The organism is Cupriavidus sp. C1SS-2L, assembly GCF_057073735.1.
Map to the genome: position 1 here is coordinate 370,002 of NZ_CP172710.1, position 22,294 is coordinate 392,295.

At 64.2% G+C, this 22,294-nt stretch carries 18 protein-coding genes; 14 read left to right on the plus strand and 4 right to left on the minus strand.

The genetic code is table 11. From position 1 onward, the window contains the following. Window positions 1–565: 565 nt before the first annotated feature. Entirely contained in the window at window positions 566–856 is a 291-nt protein-coding gene (locus tag ACIGJG_RS32455) for a hypothetical protein (RefSeq protein WP_483674139.1), read from the plus strand. A 1,352-nt stretch (window positions 857–2,208) separates the two neighbouring features. Here ACIGJG_RS32455 and wrbA read toward each other — a convergent pair. The 3 genes from wrbA to ACIGJG_RS32470 form a co-directional block, all read right to left on the minus strand. Next, the gene (gene wrbA, locus ACIGJG_RS32460) at window positions 2,209–2,835 is read right to left on the minus strand and encodes an NAD(P)H:quinone oxidoreductase (protein WP_140952666.1); all 627 of its coding nucleotides are present in this window, start codon (window positions 2,833–2,835) and stop codon (window positions 2,209–2,211) included. A gap of 25 nt (window positions 2,836–2,860) precedes the next feature. Continuing rightward, window positions 2,861–3,811, minus strand: coding sequence for a ring-cleaving dioxygenase (locus tag ACIGJG_RS32465; RefSeq protein ID WP_011295765.1), 951 nt, complete (start codon window positions 3,809–3,811; stop codon window positions 2,861–2,863). A 112-nt stretch (window positions 3,812–3,923) separates the two neighbouring features. After that, a complete protein-coding gene (locus tag ACIGJG_RS32470; RefSeq protein ID WP_011295764.1) occupies window positions 3,924–4,610 on the minus strand; it encodes a nitroreductase in 687 nt (228 codons plus the stop codon). 184 nt (window positions 4,611–4,794) lie between these two features. Here ACIGJG_RS32470 and ACIGJG_RS32475 point away from each other — a divergent pair, with 184 nt between their 5' ends. From ACIGJG_RS32475 to ACIGJG_RS32495, 5 genes are all read left to right on the plus strand, one after another. Then, the gene (locus ACIGJG_RS32475) at window positions 4,795–5,706 is read left to right on the plus strand and encodes a LysR substrate-binding domain-containing protein (RefSeq protein ID WP_220632200.1); all 912 of its coding nucleotides are present in this window, start codon (window positions 4,795–4,797) and stop codon (window positions 5,704–5,706) included. 118 nt (window positions 5,707–5,824) lie between these two features. Further along, entirely contained in the window at window positions 5,825–6,943 is a 1,119-nt protein-coding gene (locus ACIGJG_RS32480) for an iron-containing alcohol dehydrogenase (RefSeq protein WP_140950239.1), read from the plus strand. Next, window positions 6,937–8,343 (plus strand): amidase, encoded by a 1,407-nt coding sequence (locus ACIGJG_RS32485; RefSeq protein WP_140950238.1) that lies wholly within the window; start codon window positions 6,937–6,939, stop codon window positions 8,341–8,343. The genes ACIGJG_RS32480 and ACIGJG_RS32485 overlap by 7 nt, the downstream gene beginning before the upstream one ends. Window positions 8,344–8,482: 139 nt before the next feature. Further along, the gene (locus ACIGJG_RS32490; RefSeq protein ID WP_140950237.1) at window positions 8,483–9,373 is read left to right on the plus strand and encodes a tryptophan 2,3-dioxygenase; all 891 of its coding nucleotides are present in this window, start codon (window positions 8,483–8,485) and stop codon (window positions 9,371–9,373) included. 54 nt (window positions 9,374–9,427) lie between these two features. Continuing rightward, window positions 9,428–10,471: a glutathione S-transferase family protein gene (locus ACIGJG_RS32495; RefSeq protein WP_140950236.1), complete on the plus strand. Its 1,044-nt coding sequence runs from the start codon at window positions 9,428–9,430 to the stop codon at window positions 10,469–10,471. Between the two features lie 610 nt (window positions 10,472–11,081). Here the strand turns inward: ACIGJG_RS32495 and ACIGJG_RS32500 are convergent. Beyond that, a complete protein-coding gene (locus ACIGJG_RS32500; protein WP_140950235.1) occupies window positions 11,082–11,990 on the minus strand; it encodes a LysR family transcriptional regulator in 909 nt (302 codons plus the stop codon). A 246-nt stretch (window positions 11,991–12,236) separates the two neighbouring features. Between ACIGJG_RS32500 and ACIGJG_RS32505 the strand changes: the two genes are divergently transcribed. The 8 genes from ACIGJG_RS32505 (at window position 12,237) to ACIGJG_RS32540 (ending at window position 22,267) form a co-directional block, all read left to right on the plus strand. Beyond that, window positions 12,237–15,275, plus strand: a complete 3,039-nt coding sequence (locus ACIGJG_RS32505) for a xanthine dehydrogenase family protein molybdopterin-binding subunit (protein WP_220632199.1) — start codon at window positions 12,237–12,239, stop codon at window positions 15,273–15,275. Further along, window positions 15,272–16,087: an FAD binding domain-containing protein gene (locus ACIGJG_RS32510; RefSeq protein WP_011295674.1), complete on the plus strand. Its 816-nt coding sequence runs from the start codon at window positions 15,272–15,274 to the stop codon at window positions 16,085–16,087. The genes ACIGJG_RS32505 and ACIGJG_RS32510 overlap by 4 nt, the downstream gene beginning before the upstream one ends. Then, window positions 16,084–16,656: a (2Fe-2S)-binding protein gene (locus ACIGJG_RS32515; protein WP_140950228.1), complete on the plus strand. Its 573-nt coding sequence runs from the start codon at window positions 16,084–16,086 to the stop codon at window positions 16,654–16,656. The genes ACIGJG_RS32510 and ACIGJG_RS32515 overlap by 4 nt, the downstream gene beginning before the upstream one ends. Further along, a complete protein-coding gene (locus tag ACIGJG_RS32520; protein ID WP_011295672.1) occupies window positions 16,649–18,202 on the plus strand; it encodes an AMP-binding protein in 1,554 nt (517 codons plus the stop codon). The genes ACIGJG_RS32515 and ACIGJG_RS32520 overlap by 8 nt, the downstream gene beginning before the upstream one ends. Before the next feature lie 4 nt (window positions 18,203–18,206). After that, complete coding sequence (locus ACIGJG_RS32525) at window positions 18,207–19,022, plus strand: enoyl-CoA hydratase/isomerase family protein (protein WP_011295671.1); 816 nt, start codon at window positions 18,207–18,209, stop codon at window positions 19,020–19,022. Between the two features lie 115 nt (window positions 19,023–19,137). Further along, entirely contained in the window at window positions 19,138–20,499 is a 1,362-nt protein-coding gene (locus ACIGJG_RS32530; protein ID WP_049796606.1) for an MFS transporter, read from the plus strand. Window positions 20,500–20,522: 23 nt separating this feature from the next. Beyond that, the gene (locus tag ACIGJG_RS32535; RefSeq protein WP_483674143.1) at window positions 20,523–21,596 is read left to right on the plus strand and encodes an XdhC family protein; all 1,074 of its coding nucleotides are present in this window, start codon (window positions 20,523–20,525) and stop codon (window positions 21,594–21,596) included. 182 nt (window positions 21,597–21,778) lie between these two features. Further along, window positions 21,779–22,267, plus strand: coding sequence for an EAL domain-containing protein (locus ACIGJG_RS32540; RefSeq protein WP_140950981.1), 489 nt, complete (start codon window positions 21,779–21,781; stop codon window positions 22,265–22,267). Window positions 22,268–22,294: the final 27 nt, after the last annotated feature.

The following is a 22,294-nucleotide window of genomic DNA, read 5'->3' on the forward strand; positions in this document are numbered from 1 at the left end:
TGCTTTCACGTCGTACTCGAGGGTGAGTCCAAGGCGGTCCTTGTAAGGCGCCGCGCGATTTCATCGTGCTCGGCACGCTGGCCGTGCGACAGCGTCAGGCAGCCGTACTGTGCGTACCAGCGGTAGCCGGCGGTTACTTGGCCGGGCGCAACACCCGCATCATGCGTCTCCAACAACCGATCGAGCTCGAACTTGGAAATGAGCAGCGCCGCTTCCGGGTCAACCGAAAACTGCTGATCGGTCGGTAGCGCCCAGGTCCCAGCCCTCGCCGACAGGACTCGTCCCACAGACTGTACATAACTTACCCCAACCTCCTGTTTTTTTTAGGGAATTTGGGCTGTTGGCATGGCGCAATCAGAGCGGGGACACTGCTGACCTATGGACTAGGGACTGAGTGTGCAAACAAGTACTTGAGGCGGAGCCTTCCAATACAACTGTACCGTTAGAGATTGCGTGCGCAGTGGCTCACCTCCTTAATTGGCGAGGGACTAGCGCCATCGTTGGAGGAACCAGACGCTGGTCAGTTGGAGCTACCGACCTACACACAGATGCGCGAGCTTTCTTAATGAACGACAACACATATCCTGCAACCGTTATCTACCCAGACGGAACCAGTGCGGCTATCTCGCTCCCCCTGTCGATGGATGCTCGGCTGGGCGTCATACAGAATTTAGTCGGCGGTTGCATCGAGGGCATTCCGCTTTCGTCTGGTCGCTACATGTTCTTGAGTGAAAGCGGGGAGGCTAGCGCCATCAATCAGATTGCGACAGACATTGCGCGTGCCTCCGAATCCATCATGGCGGATGATCACATTGCGGGCGTGGCTGTAATCGTGCCTATGGAGTTAACGCAATAATGCCGCCAACAAATCGGCACCAGCGCTCTCATTACAGAATTCGAACGACGGTGTTCGAGAACGGCGAGCGTATGCCCATCCTGGTTGATGCTCGATGTGGCTTACCGTCGTTCGACCCGTGCGTTTATGTCTCCACCGAGATCAGGCCAAAGACAGGCTCGGCAGCCACCATCGAACAGGCTCTGCGAGGAGTCCAATTTCTGCTCACTTTCGTTGCAGAACGCCAAATCGACCTTCATGAGCGCTTTGCTGTCGGCCGATTCCTGGATCTGCACGAACTCGATGACCTTTTACGTGCCGCATACCTTCCTTTTGGGCGGACTGCCCTACAAACGGGAAGGTAGTGAGCCTCGATAAGGTGCGCCGGCGCGCGCCGAGGTTAAAGGAGGAACGGATGGTGGCCATTAGCACCATAGCTATCCGCCTTTACTATGCCAGCGCCTACTTGGAATGGATGGGCCAAAGAGCAGCACGGCAAGTATGCAAGACACTCGAGGAAAAGAACAACTACGTAGTGCGTCTTCGAGAGTTCCGTTCTCGTACTGCGCTCCCGGACTCCCAGCGCGCGGGTAAGCTAGGGCCGTCTCGGCTTGACCGCAGACCAGAAAGCCGAGCTACTCCGAATCATCGAGCCAGGTTGCCCCGACAACCCTTGGGGTGGCGCACCCTAAGCACCGCGCCCCCTCCAGCAGCAGGAGTTTCTCGTTGCCTATCAGAGCGAACGTCGTGGACACGGCATGGATACAATCATCCAACTCACCTCTTAGATTCTCACGGACAGCGGCGTGTTTGCCTCCACTATCGCTTCACGAAGGCGGCCCAAATAAGAGGGGAAATAGAAGAAAAGACGGTCTGTTCGAAACCCGCAGAAGGCGGCTTTCCGACGGTGCCTTACATACATCACGATATGACGAAAGCCCGACGTCTGAGGCTCACGGAAGCGGCCGTGTGACTAGAGTTATCCGAAGGCGAGTATGTCAACCAGCATTCCGATTACGGACATCATCCAGACTTGGCTCGACGTCTCGGCTCACCGGCACGCGGCGCCGAGTCGCTCAACTGAAACATGGACGCCGGCGCTGCCACGCGTATGTCGATCCATCGTCAGGCAGATGGCTTTCGTGCTCACTTCGATGATGCTACTCGGGTCTGCCGAGTTGGCAAACGTCAACTGCCGCAGCCTGGAGACATTTATTGTGGCATCTGGGGCGTGGTAATTGCCGTGACGCTGAGAGCGGGCTCCTGCGCGCCCTCCGGGATCACGCCGAGTGGCGGGTGCGAGCCCCGCAATGACCTTCTGGTCAAGCGGGGGCCGATGTCGTAGTGCCAATCAGGCAGCCCAACTACACGTCTCAGGCTGGCACCGCTTCACATTGCCGGTGCAGGGCTCGCGCCACGCCGGTCACCCTCCGGCCCTGGAATCTCGCCACAGCGAGATGGTCCTCATCTGGCTTGTCCGCGTCGCGGTTCGACACGTGGGTGGCGCCATACGGCGTCCCCGCCTTGAACATGACGGCATCGGCATAGCCGGTCGGCACGATGATCAGTCCGAGATGGGCCATCGTGGGATAGATCGATAGCAGCGTCGATTCATTGCCGCCATGCGTCGACGACGTCGAACCGAACACCGAGCCGGCCTTGCCGTTCAGCTTGCCCTGGAACCAGAGGCCGCCGAGGCCGTCGATGTAGGCCTTCAGCTCGCTGGAGATCGCGCCGAACCGGGTCGGGGTGCCGAACACGATCGCATCGGCCCATTCTGCGTCGGCTTCTGTTGGCGCTTCGTACCGTGCGTTCATGGCGGTGGCGTTTTCCAGCCAACCGGGCGCTTGCTGCATGACCTCCGGACCGACCATTTCGCGCACGCGCCGCAGCCGCACGTCGGCGCCGATCTCCATGGCGCCTTCGGCTACGGCCTGCGCCAGCAGCTCGGTCGAGCGGTTGCGAGAATAAAAGACAACCAGGATCTTGGGTGTGGACATGTCTTCAGCTTCTTCATTGGATGGGTTAAACGGCGATCGGCTCAAGCCGGCCCAGCAGTTCTTCTTTGCGCTCTCGCAGCCAGGGTGGCAACTGGAACTCCTCGCCGAAATGCCCCGGTGCCTCGTCGATGGCGAAGCCGATGTCGGTCGTCGCGGCTTCGAAGATCACCCCACCCGGCATCTTGAAATACAGCGAGCGGAAGTAGTTGCGATTGACCGACTCCGACGTGTCGATGTAGCCCATTGCCATCAGGCGTTCCTTCAGGACCATCTGCTCAGCCATGCTGTCGACTGCGAATGCCACATGGTGGACCGTGCCCTCGCCATAGATGGATGAGCCCTGCAAGCGCTCGGGTTCGTGCAGGAACTCCACCACCATGCCGGGGCCGCCCGCGGCAGTCTCGAAGCGGTGGTGCGGGCCGGACTCGCCGACATAGCGGAAGCCGAGCGCGTCCGCCATGAACGGGATCGATTCGGCCACCTCGCGCAGCGACAGAGTGATGCTGTGCACGCCGCGAATGGCAACGTCTGCCGGGATGTCCGGCGAGACGCACGGAGGCCGTGCATCTTGGTCCGTCTCCACGAGGTCGAATTCGATGCCGCATGGGTGTTGGAACTGCTGCCGCCGCTCGCCGAAGCGCTCGGTCACGTCGCAGTCATGCGGGACATTCAGTTGCTGGAAACGGGCACGCCAGAATTTGAGCGAGCCTGCCGGAACCGAGTAGTTGATGACCCGCACCTGCCCGGAGCCGGGACGGGCCTTGACGCCCTTCTGCCTGAATGGGAACGATGTCACGAGCGTGCCCGGATCACCGTTGGCGTTGCCGTAGTATAGGTGGTAGATGGGATCCTCGCCGTCGAGGAGCACGGTCTTCTTCACTAGGCTCTGGCCCAGAACCTTGACATAGAAATCCACGTCCTCCTGTGCGCCGCTCACGCCGGCGGTCAGGTGATGAAACCCTTTGATCATCGACATCAATATCTCCTACGCGAAATCAGGGATGAGAAATGGCACGGCATATGGCCGATGCCGGGAAAGAAACAAACAAACAGACAGCAACAGGAAGCGCGCTGGAAAGCCCGATCAATCAGCCTTCAATCACGGAAACGAACTCTTCAAGTTCCAGCCTACGCAGCGCCATGTTGTTTTCGGGCAGGCTGTCGTCGGCATAACCGAGCGACATGCCGGCGACCACCATCTCGCCTTCAGGAATGTCCAGTTGCTCGCGCAACACCGCATACTGGAGCGACCAGATCTGCTGCGGGCATGTATCCAGGCCTCTGGCCCGGGCGGCCAGCATGATGTTCTGCAGAAAGCAGCCGTAGCAGAGGAAGCTGGCCCATTCCAGGCGGCGGTCCATCGTGAAGATCAGGCCGATGGGCGCGTCGAAGAACCGGAACTGGCGTTCGACGTCCCGCCTGCGCCCCGCCTTGTCGCTGCGAGGCACGCCCTGCGCATCTCCAAGCTGTCCACGGAATGTGTTGAAGCGTGCCGAGTAAGGCTCGTGCAGCGGTTTGGGAAAGAAGGGATACTCGGGAGTGAGATTCTCGGGGTCAGCCCGGTAGGCCTCAACGGCGGCATTGGCGAGGCGGTCACGCGCGTCGCCGATCACGACGTAGCAGCGCCACGGTTGGGTGTTGCTGGAACTCGGCGCGTATTTCGCGACGGCGAGAATGTCGCGCACGGTCTCGAGCGGCACCGGGCGCTCACGATGGAAGCCGCGCTTCGCATGGCGTCCGCGAATCAGCGCGTCGGTGATCAGGGCATCGTTCATCTTTGTGTCTCCGCTCATGGCTCTTATGATGGAAGCCAGCTTAGTCTCCGGAAGAAATTTGAGAAGCCGTCGCGCTTGTACGCAGGGTTCCGAAGTTCCGAACGATGTCGGCATTCGGGCAGGCTTCCCATGAAGTACGATCAATCGCCATGTACGACGTTTGCTCTGACCGACAAGGCCGCGAATGCTGGATCTGAAAGACGTATATTTCTTCGTGCAGGTGGTCGACCGTGGCGGTTTTACGTCGGCCGGCAACAGCCTGGGATTGCCCAAGTCGACACTGAGTCACAGGGTCAAGGAACTGGAGGCGTCGCTGGGCGTGCGGCTCATAAACCGGACTTCGCGCCAGTTCACCGTGACCGAGGTCGGGGCGGAGTTCTACCAGTACGCCGTCGCCCTGCTGCAAAGCGCGCAGGTTGCCGAGGAAGCCATGCGTCAGCGGCTTGCCGAACCCAGCGGTGTCATTCGCGTCACGGTAGCGGTGGAATTGGCGCAGTTTGCACTGCGCCGGATCTTGCCAACCTTTCTCGGCAACCATCCCAAGGTCAGCATCATCGAGGTCGCCACGGAGCGCCTCGTCGACGTGGTCGGCGAAGGCTTTGATCTGGCGATCCGTGGCCACACTGCGCCGCTGCAGGACTCAAACCTGATTCAGCGGCCCCTTGCCAGGGCCCCGTGGTTCCTGTTTGCCGGCGCGGACTACCTCGAGCGCGCGCCGCGCCTGGACGAGCCCGCGCAACTCGCCTCGCACACCATCATCGCCATGGGGCGCAAGGGGCCGCCGCAATGGCAACTGCAGGGGCCGCAAGGGCAGACGGTGACCGTCCACATCGAGCCGCGCTTCCAGAGCACCAGCATGATGTCGTTGAAGGAAGCCGCCTGCTCCAATCTTGGCATTGCCGCCATTCCCGGATACATCTGCCGCGCGGAGCTGCACTCCGGCCTGCTGCGGCAAGTGCTGCCTGGCTGGATCGCAGCGGATGCGCGCATCTCCGCGCTCATTCCGTACCGTACCGGGCTGCTTCCCGCAGTGCGATCGCTGGTCGATTTCCTCGCGGTCGAACTGCCCAAGGTCACTGCGTTCGACCATGCCTGAGCCCGGCGTTCGTTAGTCTTGGACGCTGCGTTCAGCGCTGCCAGGCTTACAAGGGAGGGCAAATTCCCTATCGTTTCAATCCAAGGACCATCGCGCCCGTTACCTTGGAGTGGAACTGATGAATGAGTTGAATTGCCTGCCGCAAGACGCGGTCCTGTGGGGCCATGACATCCTCCCGGCTGCCACTGCGAGCCTAGAGGCTCACGGCCTGCGGCATCCGCTGACCTTTACCGTTGATCCATTGCGGGACTTCCATGCGCAACACGTCGCGCCCTATCTGAAGCGCGGTGCGGGCGCTTTCACTGATCTGCCGCCGCATGCGCCGGACACTGGCGTTCGCTGCGCGCTCGACGCCTGCCTGCGTGCCGAGGCGGACTCGATCCTGGCGCTTGGCGGCGGTTCCGTGCTCGACGCGGCCAAGGCCGTCTCGCACCTGCACCAACAGCAGACCGGGCGCTACCTGCCCATCGCCGCGTACCCCACCACATTGTCGGGCTCCGAGTACTCGCACTATTTCGGCGTGACGGAGACGGTCGGGCCCCAGCCTTTCAAGCGCAGCTATGCCGTGCGCGAGACGGTGCCGAAGGTGGTCGTCATCGATCCGAAATTGCTGGTCAACACGCCACGCGAGCTGCTTCTGTCATCGGCCATCAAGGGCATCGACCACGCCGTGGAAGGCATGCGCCGCGTGGGCGTGGACCATCCGCACGCCATCCTGGCCGCGGCGGGCGTGGAGCGATTTTTCGCCGTGTTAGAGAAATGGCCCGCTGGAACCGACACGGCCGAGGCGCTGCGGTCGGGGCAAATCACGACCGATGACCTGCTGCAACTCCAGCTCGCAGCCTGGCAATGCTATTTCTTTCCCGCGTCTGTCATATATGGCCTAAGCCACCGCATCGGCCACATCCTCGGCGGCACATACGGCCTGCCGCACAGCGTCACCTCGTGCATCACGCTCGCGCCGGTCCTGCAGGCTTGCGCGGCAACCTACGGCAACAAGCTGAACATTTTCTGCCACGGCGAGACGACTGCGGACGCCGCGCCGGCACTGGCCGGCCGGATCGCCGGTGTCGTGAAGCGCCTGGGCCTTCCCTATCGGTTGCGGGACCTGGATTTCGACCGCGCAAGGCTTGCACAGGTTGCGGCGCTGCTGCGGCAGAACTATGCCGCCGAAGTCGCCGATCTTGGCGATGGTGCAGATGCGATGCTGCATACCTTTCTGGAGCGACTGTGGTGAACGAACCTGATGACCGGCACGCCGGCCATGACGCGCTCGCGCCCCGCCTGCGCGACACGCTAGCGAGCCTGCAAGGCGGCCGCACAACAGCCCATACCGTAACCGAGATGGCGCTAGCCCGTGCCGAGGCGAGCAGGAAGGCATTCAACGCGTTTTCAGTCATCGACTGGGATCGCGCGTTGCGGGCCGCTGCCGAAAGCGACAGGCGATACGCGTCGGGGCAGCCCAGACTGCTGGAAGGCCTGCCCATCGCCGTCAAGGACATGATCGATACCCGGGGACTGGAGACGCGCTACGGCTCCTCGGCCTACGTGGGCCACGTTCCCGACACGGACGCCGATGTAGTGAGGACGCTGGTGGACCAGGGCGCGATCGTCATCGGCAAGACGACGACTCACGAGTTCGCGTGGGGCGTCACGACATCGAGCGAGGCATTCGGCGACACGCTGAATCCGCTGGACCGGAGCCGCACGCCCGGCGGCTCTAGCGGCGGTGCCGCCGCAGCCATCGCGGCCGGCGCGGTCGCCGCTGGCCTCGGCACCGACACTGGCGGCTCGGTCCGGATTCCCGCCGCACTATGCGGCATTGCGGGATTCAAGCCGACACTGGGTGCGCTGTCCACCCGGGGCATCTTCCCGCTTGCGCCGACGCTCGACCACCCCGGCCTCCTCGGCCAAGGCGTCGACGACATCACGGTGCTTGCCCGAGCCAGCGGCATCGATATCCCGGAGAGTGACGCTTGGCTGTCGGCGCGGCTCGGTGTGCTTGCCTATGTGCCGCCGGTTCCGCCCGACACCGCGGTGTTCAGCGCTTCCGCGCATGCGGTCCGGATGCTGCGCACGCTCTTCACCTGCGAGTACGTCGACCCGGCAGACCTGTTCGACGGCGTCTACGACGCTTTCGCGGCCATCGTCCTCACTGAGGGCAGCGTCGAACACTTCCGTCGCAGCGACGAGGCCCGCATGGCGGCCCATTACAGCGAGGAAACGCGCCAGCGGCTCGACCTAGCAAAGGCGATGAGCCTGCGCGACTATGCGAGGGCACAGCAGACACGGCACCGCTTCAGGCACCGGCTCAAGGCAATGATGACCGAACTTGACTACCTGGTACTGCCGACCTGCGCATGCTTGCCTCCTAAGCTCGACGCGAGTGTTGCTTCTATCGGCGCATGGTCCGGCACTGTTCGGCAGGCGTTGATGACCTATACCGCGCCCTTTAACGTCGCCGGCTTTCCTGCCATCTCGATCCCGCTGTGGTCGGCGGGCTGCGCTTTGCCCGCCGCCATGCAAATCGTTGCTCATCCAGGCGACGACGGCGCACTGCTGAAGATCGCTGCCGAGATCGAGCGAATGGTCCGTGACGATCCCGGCCTGGCTTCACTCCACGTGCATGGCAACTGAAGGAGCCCTGCATCCACGACATGCCCCTGGGACGCAGGCATCGACAAGATCCACCGCATCTCGGCCAGCTTCTGCTCCACGCAAGCGGGCGCCGACCGCGAGAACTTATAGCCGTGAACCCCACAACGAGGAGATAGTGATGAACGACAACGTCAAACATGAGCGCCCCGATCCGGCTCGGGCAAGCGCACCGACCGGACAGACACCGTACAGCGCATGGATGCGGACAGACACGCTTCACTCGCTGCAGAATCCGGTCAGTGATCATCCCGGCGAGCATGCATGGATTACCTCGGTGCAGGTGTCCGAGCTCTACTGGATGCTGATCATCAGGGAACTCCAGATGGCCCAGGCGCAACTGCGGGCGGATGACCTGATGCAGGCTTGCCGGACCCTGCAGCGCGTGGTGGCACATCATGAGCCGCTCAACGCCACGTGGCGGTCAATCGCATGGATGACGCCCACCGATCTGCTGTCCATTCTGTCGCGAGCGGTGGCAACGTACGGCAAGGACACGGCCCTGCAGGGCTGGACGTACCGGCATATGGTTTATCTGCTGGGCATCAAGCAGGCGGAGCATTTGCAGCATTTCACCCCGCAGCCGCAGCGGTGGGATCAACTCCGCCAAGCGCTGACGGAACCGAGCCTTTATGACGACGTGCTGGCCTATCTGCATCGCAACGGCTTTGCGTTGCCTGAGACGGCGCTTGATCGCGATTTCAGCGTACCGTACGCACCGAACAAGGCCGTCGAGAAAGTCTGGTGCGACATCTACGCCGACCCGAACGGAAACCTCCAACTTCAGCATCTCGGTGAGACGCTGGCCGATATCGCCGAAGGATTCTCGGCCTGGAAACACTTCCACCTGATGGCCACGCGCCGGACCTTTGGCGCGCGCCCCGCTTATTTTGGCACGGAAGGCATCGCGTGGCTGCGCCAGACCATGGATGAGACTCCCTTCCCGGAACTTTGGTCGGCGCGTGGCTCCATCGGCGACCCGCCCACAGTGTGTCCGCATATGCATAAGTAATGGAATGCCCTGTTGGCAAAGACGGACAGCACCAACAATCCGGAGGAAAGAACCATGACCAAACATCCATTGAAGAGCCTGGCGGCCAGCGCGCGTGCCGCGATCGCGGATCCCGCGCGAACGACCTTCGTGGGGAGTGACGCCAACCCGCGTTTCGAACTTTTCCACGCAGCCAGTTCGCTTTGCTCGCAGAAGGTGCGCACGGTACTGTTCGAGAAGCAGTTGCCGTACCGCTCGAACGACATGAAGATCCTGAGTTCGATGGGTCCGGACGGCATCGTTCCGGCCGAGCACTACCATGCGCCCTATGTCGGGCTGCGGCTGATTGCAGGCGAGGAAATCGGGCGGGAATTCGTCAGCGGCTATAGCGGGCGCACTTCGGTGCAGACTGAAGGCTTCGACCCGTGCGTGGTTCCGTTGCTCGTGGATTACGAGGCCAGCCGGGTCATCGCGGACTCGCGGCGCATCTGCTGCTATCTCGACGCGGTGTCGCGCAATCCGGTCCAGCTCGTACCGGAGGACGCCGATGCGCGCGCCCTTGTGATGCAGCAGGTGGATATTGTCGACCGGATTCCGAACGGTACGCTGCTCTATGGCTTCCACCCTGATGCGGACCTGCGGCCGGAGGCGCTCAGGACGGTCATGGAATCGGTCTACGACTACAAGGTCGCGGCGCTGAAAGCAATGATCGACGCCAACGCCGATGATGCGGAGCTCGTTTCCGCCTATCGCGCCAAAATCGCTAAGGAACAGGGCGGCAAGTCGGTCCGACACGATGCCGCGTTGCAGCGCGCAGCGCGTGACCACGTCGCGGTCCTGCTGGCTGACCTCGATCGCCTGCTAGGAACCTCGTCGCCGTATCTCCTGGGGCCACACTTCTCACTGGGAGATGTGCTGTGGGGCGTCAACCTGACACGACTGGCGTACCTCGGCCTCGCCTCAATGTGGAAAGACCGGCCCAATGTCATCCGATATGTCAATGCGCTCCTCACGCGTCCGTCCCTGCGCAAGGAATCGGTTCGGGCGACGATGGATTCGATGCCGCCTTCGCGCTATTTCGATGTAGTCTCCGGCACGGCTGAGGTCGCATCGATGTAGTTTGGAGAGATGACGTCGCGCTGGTTCGACACGGCGCGTCCCACCCACGAAAGCGAGCGTGGCAGCACAAGCACTCTCACGCGCTAACGGCATCAGCGTGGCGGAGTTGGAAATAACACGCTTTTTCCAGCGAATCGATAGACACGCAGGGCGAAATCGAAAGACAAGAAAGGGCGCTTGTAAGGCGGGCGAGATCTGACCGAGAATCTGCGCCGACGCCGGAAGGATGGAGGGCAGAGACCGGCCAATATCGCCCCTCGGCCCCCAGCCTTGCCAAGTCATTCGAACGTCGGCTGACCTCTCTACTCCGGACACGCAGGCTCGATACTCATGCCACCTTGAGAGGTGCCATTCACTTTCGACCGTACGGCAATAATGCCGCCAGGATTGCAGCCATCGCCGCACTTGCCGCAAGGCAGTAAATCGCCAGGTTGAAATCGCTCGACTGGCTGCGCGCAACGCCCACGAGCCACGGGCGAAGAATCCAGCAAATCCGCTAATCGCGTTCATGAGCGCGATGCCACTTGCCGCTCCCGCTCCGGAAAGAAGGGACGGGGTCTTGATTGGATCCCGAGTTCCAGCGATTGAATGGCGCCATGCGACGTTAGTCTCACGGGGTGCCGCCCCCGGAAACTCGCCGGATTTCCTCGGCCACGATGGTGATCAACGCTTCCGTGGCCGTACTCAGCGGCCGCTGCGGATGGCTGACGCAGACCAGGTGTCGCACGATGCGCGGAGCAACAATGGCATGCATGCGTAGCCGGCCGTCTTCCACGGCCCGCTGCACCACGATGCGCGGCAGCACGGTAGCAAAGCGCGTGGCTTGCACGAATTGCACGATGGTGCCGAGGATGTCGATCTCGAACTTCGGCGCAAGCATGACATCGTGCGCCTGCGTGGCCGTATCCAGCACCACGCGCAGACCATGGCGCTTGGTCGGTAGCACCAACTCCAACCCCGGCAGCTTCGCCATCTCTACCGATTCCGGTAGTTCTGGACCATGCGCGGCGCCGGTCACCAACACCATCTCCTCGTCATGCAGCGGCTGCACCTGTAGCGCTAGCCGACCGCGCTGCCGGTGGACCACCGCGGCGTCGAGCTGGCCGGCGGACACAAGATCGATCAGCGCGGCGCTGAAACCGTCCGCCACGGATACCTCCACATTCGGGTAGCGCGCGTTGAAGCGCGCTAGCGACCCCACCAGCACACTCTCTGTCTCAGAGGCGACCATACCCAGCGCGATGCGGCCGGCCATCTGCTCCTCGCGCTGCATCATCTGCTGCCGCGCGCTCGCGAGGTCGCGCACGATGGGCAGGAACAGGCGGTACATCATCCGGCCAGCAGCCGTAGGCGCCATCCCATGTGGGATACGCTCGAATAACTTCTGCCCAAATTCCTCTTCCAGCCGGGCGATCTGCATGCTGAGCGCCGGCTGCACGATGTTGAGCCGCTTCGCCGCCCGTGTGACGGAACCGTCCTCGAACAACGCAATGAAGTATTGAATTTGTCTAAGGTCCATTTTCGGATAGATATCAATAAATATGCGTCACGTCATCAGTTACTGTGATGCATGTCATCCTGGGGTGGGTGCCGAAGAATCACATAAAGTGTGGATTATTAATCACCTATGAGATCATAAATAATGATTCAGTTCATCAAAAAACAATATTAGAACTTATATCTGAATCTCACTAATCTCTGTTTGACGTTGCACGGTCCCTGCCCGCTTTCCGGCCCGGTTCCGTCGCGTGAAACGGAGTCGCAAATGAAAAGATTCGATGCCGGCGAAACGACCGGCACGGTACAGGAGACACAGGAGAGCCGGCAGGCACCCCACGTCGGTCGCCCAATGGCGCGCGTCGAGGACGCCGCCATCCTGACCGGCCGCGGCCGCTATGCCGACGACCTCGGCGTCAGGCCCGGTACCCTGCACGCCGCCATCCTCCGCTCGCCGCACGCGCACGCCGAGCTCGGCGCCATCGACTTCGCGACGGCACTGAAGGTACCGGGCGTGCGCGCGGTGCTGACGGCCGCTGACCTGCCCGCCTGGTCCCGGCCCTTCGTGGTCGGCGTGAAGGCGCCGATGGAGCAGTGGGCGCTGGCGAAGGATCGCGTGCGCTACGTAGGCGAACCGGTGGCCGTAGTCGTGGCGGAAAGCCGCGCGCTGGCCGAGGATGCGCTCGACCTCGTGCGCGTGGATTACCGCGCGCTGCCACCGGTGGTGTCGATCGAGGCTGCCGTGGCAGGCGACGCCCCCGTGCTGCACTCCGGCCTCGGCAGCAACGTCGCCAGCGACCGCCATTTCTGCTACGGCGACCCCGAGGGCGCGTTCGCCGCCGCGCCGCACCGCGTGACGCTGACCGCCCACTACCCGCGCAACACGTGCACGCCTATCGAGTGTGGGGTGGTAATTGCCGAACACTTGCCGGGCGACGAGGGCTACCAGGTCACCTCCAACTTCATGGGGCCGTTCTCGCTGCACGCAGTCATGGCGATGGCCCTGCAGGTGCCCGCCAACCGCCTGCGCCACGTCGCTCCGCGCGACTCGGGCGGCAGCTTCGGCGTCAAGCAGGCGGTGTTTCCCTACGTGGTGCTGATGTGCCTCGCTTCGCGCAAGGCCGGCGCGCCGGTGAAGTGGGTGGAGGACCGGCTCGAGCATCTGAGCGCCGCCACCTCGGCCACCGCGCGGCTCTCCACCCTGGAAGCTGCCGTCGAGGCCGATGGCCGCATCGTTGCCCTATCGTACGATCAGCTCGAGGACTGCGGCGGCTACCTGCGCGCGCCGGAGCCCGCTACCTTCTACCGCATGCATGGCCTGTTGACCGGCGCCTACGCGATCCCCAACCTGCTGGTGCGCAACCGCGTGGTGTTGACCAACAAGACACCGACTGGCCTTGTGCGCGGCTTCGGCGGGCCGCAAGTGTACTTCGCGCTGGAGCGGCTGGTACAGCGAATCTCTGTGGAACTCGGCCTCGATCCGCTCGACGTCTACCGCCGTAACTTCGTGCCCGCCGACGCCTTTCCGTATCGCGCGGCGGCCGGCGCGTTGCTCGATTCCGGCAACTACCAATTGGCGATGTCTCGCGCCCTGGAAGCGGGGGCTTACGATGAACTGAAGCGCCGTCGCGATGCCGCGCGCGCCGAGGGCCGGCTGTACGGCATTGGCTTTGCTGCCATCGTCGAGCCGTCGGTGTCGAACATGGGCTACATCACCACCGCCACACCGGCCGAGGAACGCCGCAAGGCTGGGCCAAAGAACGGCGCTATCGCCAGCGCTACAGTCAGCGTCGACCTGCTCGGCGGCGTGGTAGTGACCGTCGCCTCCACGCCAGCAGGACAGGGCCACATGACCGTATGTGCACAGGTCGTGGCCGATGTACTCGGCATCGACCCCGCGGACGTGGCAGTCAACGTCGAATTTGATACCCACAAGGACGCGTGGTCCGTCGCTGCGGGCAATTACTCCAGTCGGTTTGCCGGCGCCGTGGCCGGAACCGTGCACCTGGCCGCTACGCGTGTGCGCGACAAGCTGGCGCGCATCGTGGCTTCCCACCTCCGTTGCGACCCGGCCGAACTGGTCTTCACCAACGGCCGCATTGCCCGCAAGAGCGCTTCGCCAGACACCGCACTACCCTTCGCCCGCGCCGCCAGCAACGCGCCGCACTGGTCGCCGCAACTCCTGCCAGCCGGTGAGGAACCCGGCCTGCGTGAGACCGTGTTCTGGTCACCGCCCAACCTCGACGCGCCGGACGAACAGGATCGCGTCAACACGTCCGCCTGTTACGGCTTCGCCTTTGACCTGTGCGGCGTGGAGATCGACCGTGCCACCGGCCGCGTGCGCATCGACCGCTACATCACCGCGCACGATGCCGGCAAGCTGCTCAATCCGGCACTGGCCGACGGCCAGATCCGCGGCGCCTTCGCGCAGGGACTCGGCGCGGCGCTGATGGAGGAGTTCCGCTATGGCCCCGATGGCAGCTTCCAGTCCGGCACGCTGGCCGACTACCTGCTGCCCACCACGTGCGAAGTGCCCGACCCGGTCATCGTCCATCTGGAAACGCCGAGCCCGTTCACGCCGCTCGGGGCCAAGGGGCTCGGCGAGGGCAACAGCATGAGCACACCGCCGTGCGTCGCAAACGCCGTGGCGGACGCACTCGGCGTGCGCGACATCCGCCTGCCACTTACGCCCGCCAGGGTGATGGCGATGATCGGCTTTGACGATCCGCCGCCGTCGCGCCCCGAACTGGCCGAAGCGGCGAAAGAGGCAGCACCTGCAAACGGCAAAGGCGGCAAGGCCGCGAAGGCCCTGAGCGCACGCGGGACGGTCGATCTCGACGCCACACCGGAAGCCGTCTTCGCCGTCCTGCTCGACCCGAAGGCGCTGGCCCAGGTCGTGCCCGGCTGCCACGCGCTCGAACGCATCGGCGAGAACCGTTACCGCGCGGACGTAACCGTGGGCGTGGGCATGATCAAGGCGCGCTACGAAGCCGAGATCGCGCTGTCCGACCTGGAGCCGCCGCACCGGCTACGGCTGGCAGGCGCCGGCCTGTCCTCGCTCGGCAGCGCACGCGGCTCCGGAATGGTAGAGCTGACCCCGCACGGCGACGGCACCCGTCTCGCGTACGACTACGAGGCCGAGGTGTCCGGCAAGGTGGCGGCCGTCGGCGGCCGCATGCTCGAAGGCGCGGCCAAAGTGGTGCTGCGCCAGTTGTTCGAATCGCTCGGCCGGCAGGCAGGCGGCAAGCCAGTGCGCAGTCCCGGCTGGATTGCTCGCCTGCTGGCGCTCCTGGGAGTCCGTCGATGAAACCCGCCGCGTTCGACTACCTGCGCGCCGAATCCACACAGCACGCGCTGGAGACACTGGCCCGTGCCGGCGAGGACGCCCGCATTCTGGCCGGCGGCCAGTCGCTGATGGCCGTCCTCAACATGCGGCTCGCGCAGCCGCAACTGCTGGTCGACATCTCTCGCACCGCCGACCTCAATACCGTGCGCGTAGAAGACGGCCATCTCGTGGTGGGCGCCGCCGTGACGCAGGGCAGCGTCGAATGGCGCGCATCGCTCTCCGACGAGGTACCGCTGCTCGCGCTCGCCTTCCCGCACATCTCGCATTTCCAGATCCGCAACCGGGGCACGGTGTGCGGCTCCGTCGCGCACGCCGACCCCAGCGCAGAACTGCCGCTGGTGCTCACGGCGCTCGGTGGCCAAGTCGTGCTGCGCTCCTTGCGCCGCCGCCGCGTGCTGCCGGCCGCCGGGTTCTTCCAGGGAATGCTGATGACCGCGCGCGAGCCAGACGAACTGGTGGAAGCCGTGCGCTTCCCGCTGAGGCGGCCTGGCGCGCGCTACGGCTTCATGGAGTTCTCGGCCCGGCATGGCGACTTCGCGCTGGTCGCGTGCGCTGCGATCGTCACCGACGACGCCATCTCACTGGCCGTGGGCGGCGTGGCCGACCGGCCAGTACTGGAGAGTTGGCCACGGCTGCAAGGCAAGGCGCTGGCCGAGGCCATCAACGATTTCAGTTGGAAGCTGGGCGCGCAGGACGACGCCCATGTTAGCGCGCAGTACCGCCGCCACCTGGTGCGGCAATTGGGCATGCGCGTAATCGAGGAGGCAAGATGAGCAAGACCCTACGTGGCGCGCCAGCCGGCACGCTCTCAGTGATGCGGCGCGACGAGCGCCATCGCGTCACCCTGACCCTGAACGGCAGCGAGCGCAGCGGCCTGTGCGCTCCGCGCGAACTGCTGTCCGACTTCCTGCGCCATGAACTCGGCGCCACCGGCACGCACGTCGGCTGCGAGCACGGCGTGTGCGGCGCCTGCACGGTGCGCGTGGACGGCGTAGCCGCGCGATCCTGCCTGATGCTGGCCGTACAGTCCGACGGCCGCGCCATCGACACCGTCGAGGGCCTCGCGCCGCGCGAAGGCCTGGGCGACCTGCAGGAAGCCTTCCGACGCCACCACGCCCTGCAGTGCGGCTTCTGCACGGCAGGCATCCTGATGTCGTGCGCGGACTACCTGGAACGGGTGCCCGAGCCGACTGAGGCGCAGGTGCGCGACATGCTGTCCGGCCACCTGTGCCGCTGTACGGGCTACACGCCGATCGTCGCCGCCGTCCTTGATGTCGCGGCCAGCCGGGCGCGGGCACGCCACGTCGAAGCGACGACAGTCGGGGAGACCTCCGATGCTTGATCTCGGCCGCACTTTCCTGCAAAGCGTGGAGCGCAGCCCCAGCGCCCCCGCCATCGTCGACGGCGACCTGCTGCTGACCTACGAGCAATGGCTCGCGCGCATCCGCTGCGTGGCCGCCGGCCTGCACGAGCTCGGCCTGCGCCACGGCGATCGCCTCCTGGCCATCCTGCAGAACCGCTGGGAAGCGGCTACGCTGCACTGGGCCTGCCAGTTCGCCGGCGTGGTCATCGTCCCGCTGAACTGGCGCGCCAAGCCGGACGAGCTGGACTATTGCGTGCGCGATGCCGGCGCCAGGGCGCTGGTGTTCGAGCCCGTCAGCGCCGACGCCGTGCTGGAGAGCCCCGCCGCGCAGGAGATACCCTGCATCGCACTGGACCATGCGCCGGGCGGCTCGCTGTCATTCGACACTCTGCTCGACGTCACACCCCGGCCCGACAGCACATTAGCCGCAGCCGACGACATCTCGCTGATGCTGTACACCTCCGGCACCACCGGCAGGCCGAAGGGCGTGCCGCGCCGCCACCGGCAGGAGCGCGCCGCCGCCCTGGCTCACGTCGCGCAGAACCTGTATCGGCGCGGCGAGCGCACGCTCGGCGTGATGCCGCTGTACCACACGATGGGCGTGCGCTCGCTGCTTGCCATGGCGTTGGTGGACGGCCTGTTCGTCTGCGTGCGGCGCTGGAGCCCATCGCAGGCGCAGCAGGCCATCACCGACCATCGCGTGAGCTGCCTTTATCTTGTACCTACGCTGTACCACGACCTGCTGGCCGCCCCGGGCTTCGACAGCATGGGTGTCCGCACGGTCACCAAGCTTGGCTTCGCCGGCGCGGCGATGAGCGACGGTTTGCTGTCACGGCTCGAACAAGCATTCCGCCCGGAGTTGTTCGTCAATCACTACGGTTCATCCGAGGTGTACACATTCAGCATCGAGCAGCGCGCGGGGCGCAAGCCGGGCAGCGCCGGTCGCGCCGGCCTCAATACACGGCTGCGCGTGGTACGGCTGGACGCCACTTCGCCTGAGGCGGTGACCGCCTCAGGCGAAGAGGGTCAGATCATCGCCGACCTGCGCGGCGATGAAGCGTTCGAAGGCTACTGGAACCGCGACGACGCCAATGCAAAGTCGCTGCACGAGGGTTGGTACTTCACGGGCGACATCGGCTACTTCGACGCCGACGGCGATCTCTTCGTAACGGGGAGAGTGGATGACATGATCATCAGCGGCGGCGAGAACATCTCGCCCGCCGACATCGAGTCGGTTCTCTCCCTGCATCCGGCCGTGGATGAGGTGGCCGTGGCCGGCCTGCCGGATCTCCGCTGGGGTCAGAAGGTAGTGGCATTCGTCAAGCCACGCGGCTGCGTCGACGCCCAGGCGCTCGACACCTTCTGCCGCGGCTCCGACCTCGTCAATTTCAAGCGCCCGCGCGACTACGTGTTCGTGGCCGACCTCCCGAAGTCGCCGGTCGGCAAGATCCTGCGCCGCAAACTGTCGGCCGGCGAATACACCTCGCTTTCCAGCCCTTCTTCCAACGTCCCGACCAAGGAGTAACGACGTGACACAAGCCTTCGCATTGACCCATCCCGACCAGCAGCGGCTCCAGAACCTCGACGGCTTTTCCGTCGAAATCGATCCTGCACGCGAGCGGGCCGACATCATCCTGCACCGCCCGCCCTACAACGTGATCTCGATGGCTGCCCGCGACCAGATTCGCGCCGTGTTCGAGACGCTGGACGCCGACGACCGCGTGCGCGTCATCGTCCTGCGCTCGCAAGGTGAACATTTCTCGAGCGGGGGCGATATCAAGGGATTCCTGGAGGCATCGCCCGAGCACGTATCGAAGCTGGCGTGGAACATTGCGGCGCCGGCGCGTTGCAGCAAGCCGGTGATTGCCGCCAACCGGGGCTACTGCTTCGGCGTTGGCTTCGAACTCTCGCTGGCGTGCGACTTCCGCATCGCCACCCACACCACCGAGTACGCGCTGCCCGAACAGAAGCTCGGCCAGATTCCGGGCTCGGGCGGCTCCGCGCGGCTGCAGAAGATGGTGGGCGTCGGCCGCACCAAGGACATCGTCATGCGCTCGCGCCGCATTCCCGGCCGGCAGGCGTACGACTGGGGCATCGTTGTGGACTGCGTGGCCGATGCCGAACTGGAAGCTGCCACCGACGCGCTGGCCGACGAACTGCGTGCATTCTCGCCGCTGGCCCAGCGCACCGCCAAGAAGCTGCTGAATGACACCGAGGACGCGCCGCTTTCGATCGCCATCGAACTCGAAGGGCACTGCTACAGCCGCCTGCGTAGCTCGGACGACTTTCGCGAGGGCGTTGAAGCGTTCCACGAGAAGCGCAAACCTGCATTTCGCGGTAGCTGACCGTATGCGCGGGCGGGGCTGAACTGCCCGCCCTCCGAGGTAAGAAGGCCCCGCGGCGATGCCCTTTGGCGGGCATCGCGGGGAGCCGCTTGTTCAAAGAAACAAGGAGACAACGATGGAAATGCTGGCAAACGACAAGCCGAAACTGGGCGGCTCGGGGACCGTGGTGTCACCGGCTGCGAGCAACCGGCAGGTGCTGGGAGCGGTGACGGCCTCATGCATGGGATGGGCGCTCGATCTGTTCGACCTGTTCATCCTGCTGTTCGTGGCACCGGTGATCGGCAAGCTGTTCTTTCCTTCCGAGCACGCGATGCTGTCGCTGGCGGCTGTCTACGCGTCGTTCGCGGTGACGCTGCTGATGCGGCCGCTCGGCTCGGCCATCTTCGGCTCCTACGCGGACCGACATGGCCGCAAGGGGGCGATGGTGGTTGCCGTGACCGGCGTGGGCCTGTCGACGGCGGCATTCGGGCTACTGCCGACGGTCGGCCAGATCGGCCTCTTTGCGCCGGCGCTGTTCATCCTGCTGCGCCTGGTGCAGGGGGTGTTCGTCGGTGGGGTGGTAGCGTCGACCCATACCATCGGCACGGAATCGGTACCGCCGTCATGGCGCGGGGCGGTGTCGGGACTGGTGGGCGGTGGCGGCGCGGGCATTGGGGCGCTGCTGGCGTCGATCACGTATATGGCGATGACGGCCCTCTTTCCCGGCGACGCCTTCGAGAATTGGGGATGGCGCTGCATGTTTTTCGCCGGCATCGTCAGCTCGGTGCTCGGGCTGGTCATCTTCAATTCGCTGGAGGAGTCGCCGCTGTGGAAGCAGTTACAAGCGGCAAAGGCGGCAAGCGGCCAAGCAAAGCCGCAGACGCATCCGCTGCGCACGCTGTTCTCGCGCGAATATCGCGGCGTACTGCTGGTCAACATCCTGCTCACCGTGGGAGGCGGCAGCGCCTACTACCTGACGTCCGGCTACCTGCCGACCTTCCTTAAGGTCGTGGTGAAGGCGTCCCCCGGGGAGGCTGCGGCGACCCTGATGCTGAGCAGCGTCGGCGTGATTGTGGCGTCGGTAGCAGCGGGCCACCTCAGCACGATGATCGGGCGCAAGCGCGCCTTCCTGCTGATCGGCGCGGTCAGCGTGGTGCTGATGCCGCTGCTCTACCAGTGGATGCCGGCCGCACCGACCGCCGTTCTCCGCGGCGTCTACGCGGCGGCCCTCAGCATGCTCGGGTGCGCCGGCTTTGCGCCGATCCTGATCTTCCTGAACGAACGATTCCCCACCAGCATCCGCGCCTCGGGCACGGGACTCTCGTGGAACATCGGCTTCGCCATTGGCGGAATGATGCCGACCCTGGCCTCACTCGCTGCGCGCACACCAGCCGACCTTCCGGTAGTCCTTGGCATCTTCGTCGCAGTGGTCACGCTGATCTACCTGGCGGGGGCAGCAATCGTACCGGAGACGCTGGGCCGTCTCGCGGAAAAATAGACACGCCATTCGCGGAGCACATCATGGACAGCATCGACCTGCAGGTACTGAAGGACGCAAAGCGCTGGCTCGATGCTGGATTCGGCGTGACGCTGGTTACGGTGACCCGCACCTGGGGCTCGAGTCCGCGCCCGATCGGCGCCATGCTCGCCCTGCGAGATGACGGTCGGGTTTCAGGGTCGGTCTCGGGCGGCTGTATCGAGGACGACCTGATCTACCGAGGCCGGGCGGCGCAGCCGACAGGAAGTACGCCGGAGGTCATCACCTACGGCGTCAACGCGGAAGAAGCGCGACGCATGGGGCTGCCTTGCGGTGGCACCATCCAGCTCGTGATGGAGCCGTTGCGGGACGCGGTAATGATCGGGCGGATGTTGGAACTGGCCGGCCAGCGGATGCTGTTCGCTCGGGAGGTGGATATCGCCAACGGCACCACTACCTTCCGGCCGGCTGCACCGACAGCAGCGCTGTTGTTCGACGGCGGTCGTCTCGTCACGGTCCACGGCCCACGCTACCGGCTCTTGCTGATCGGTGCGGGCGCATTGTCGGCTTTCGTCGCGCAAATCGCGCTGGCTCTGGACTACCAGGTAATAGTCTGCGACCCGCGCGAAGAATATTCGTCGGAATGGTCTGTCGCCGGGGCCGAACTGGTCCGCACCATGCCCGATGACACGGTCCTCGCCATGCGCCCCGACGCCCGCACCGCCGTCATCGCGCTAACCCACGACCCGAAGCTCGATGATCTCGCGCTGATGGAAGCGCTCAAGTCCGATGCGTTCTACGTCGGCGCCATTGGTTCCCGCGCCAACAATCGTGCTCGGCGCGAACGGCTGCGGGAATTCGATGTGACAGCCGAGGAATTGGCTCGCCTGCACGGGCCAGTGGGCATATATATCGGCAGCAGGACACCGCATGAGATCGCCATCTCGATCCTGGCGGAGTTGACAGCGGCGAAGAACGGCGTGCGGCTGCCGGAAGGACTCGAGATCGTTGCCAGCAAAGCGGGGCTGGGCTCACAGGTGTGCAGCGGGACCCTTCAACCCCCATCGTCACAACGCGAATTCGCCTCTAACCACGCCAACAAGGTGGCTGCCGTCTGACGGTATCTAACTCATGGCTCGGCAACGCGCCCAAGGTATCTGCCATCGCGAGATGGCCCGACGGCAGAGTTCGGCCATGAGCGTCCCTTGCGATCCGTTCGCGAATGTCCGCTTACGAGGCGCCCGCCCTTCGATGACCAGGTAACGGCGACTCGTCGACTGAGCCCCCTGCACAACACCGGCTGCCGTCAAGCGCGAACTCGGTACTCAACGTGCTAGCAGTGCCATTCGAAGCATGCGGAAGATCCGTCTCCCTGTCCGCGAGCATTGGCATCGCGCTACTGAGAAGAGAACCGGAATCAGCCGAGGACTTGCTGAGTCATGCCGATACGGCCATGTACGCAGCGAAGTCATCCGGCGGGTTTCAAGTGCGCACATACGATGCGGCACTCGACCGGGGCATGCGCGACCGCGTTGCCTTGCGCATCTATCTCCGTGAGGCATTTGCGGCGAACCAGTTTGAGCTTCATTTCCAGCCTCAGATAGCACTCGCGGACGCCTCCCTGATCGGTGCTGAGGCGCTTCTTCGCTGGCGTCACCCTGAACGAGGCTTGCTGACGCCTGCCGCATTCCTGGATCTGTTGCTTGAGTCGCCATATGAAGGCGCTCTGGCCGAATGGCTGCTCAATGCAGTTTGCCAGCATATCGTTGCATGGCGGCGAATGGGGTAACCTATATGAACGCGTCCCGTTTGCGCT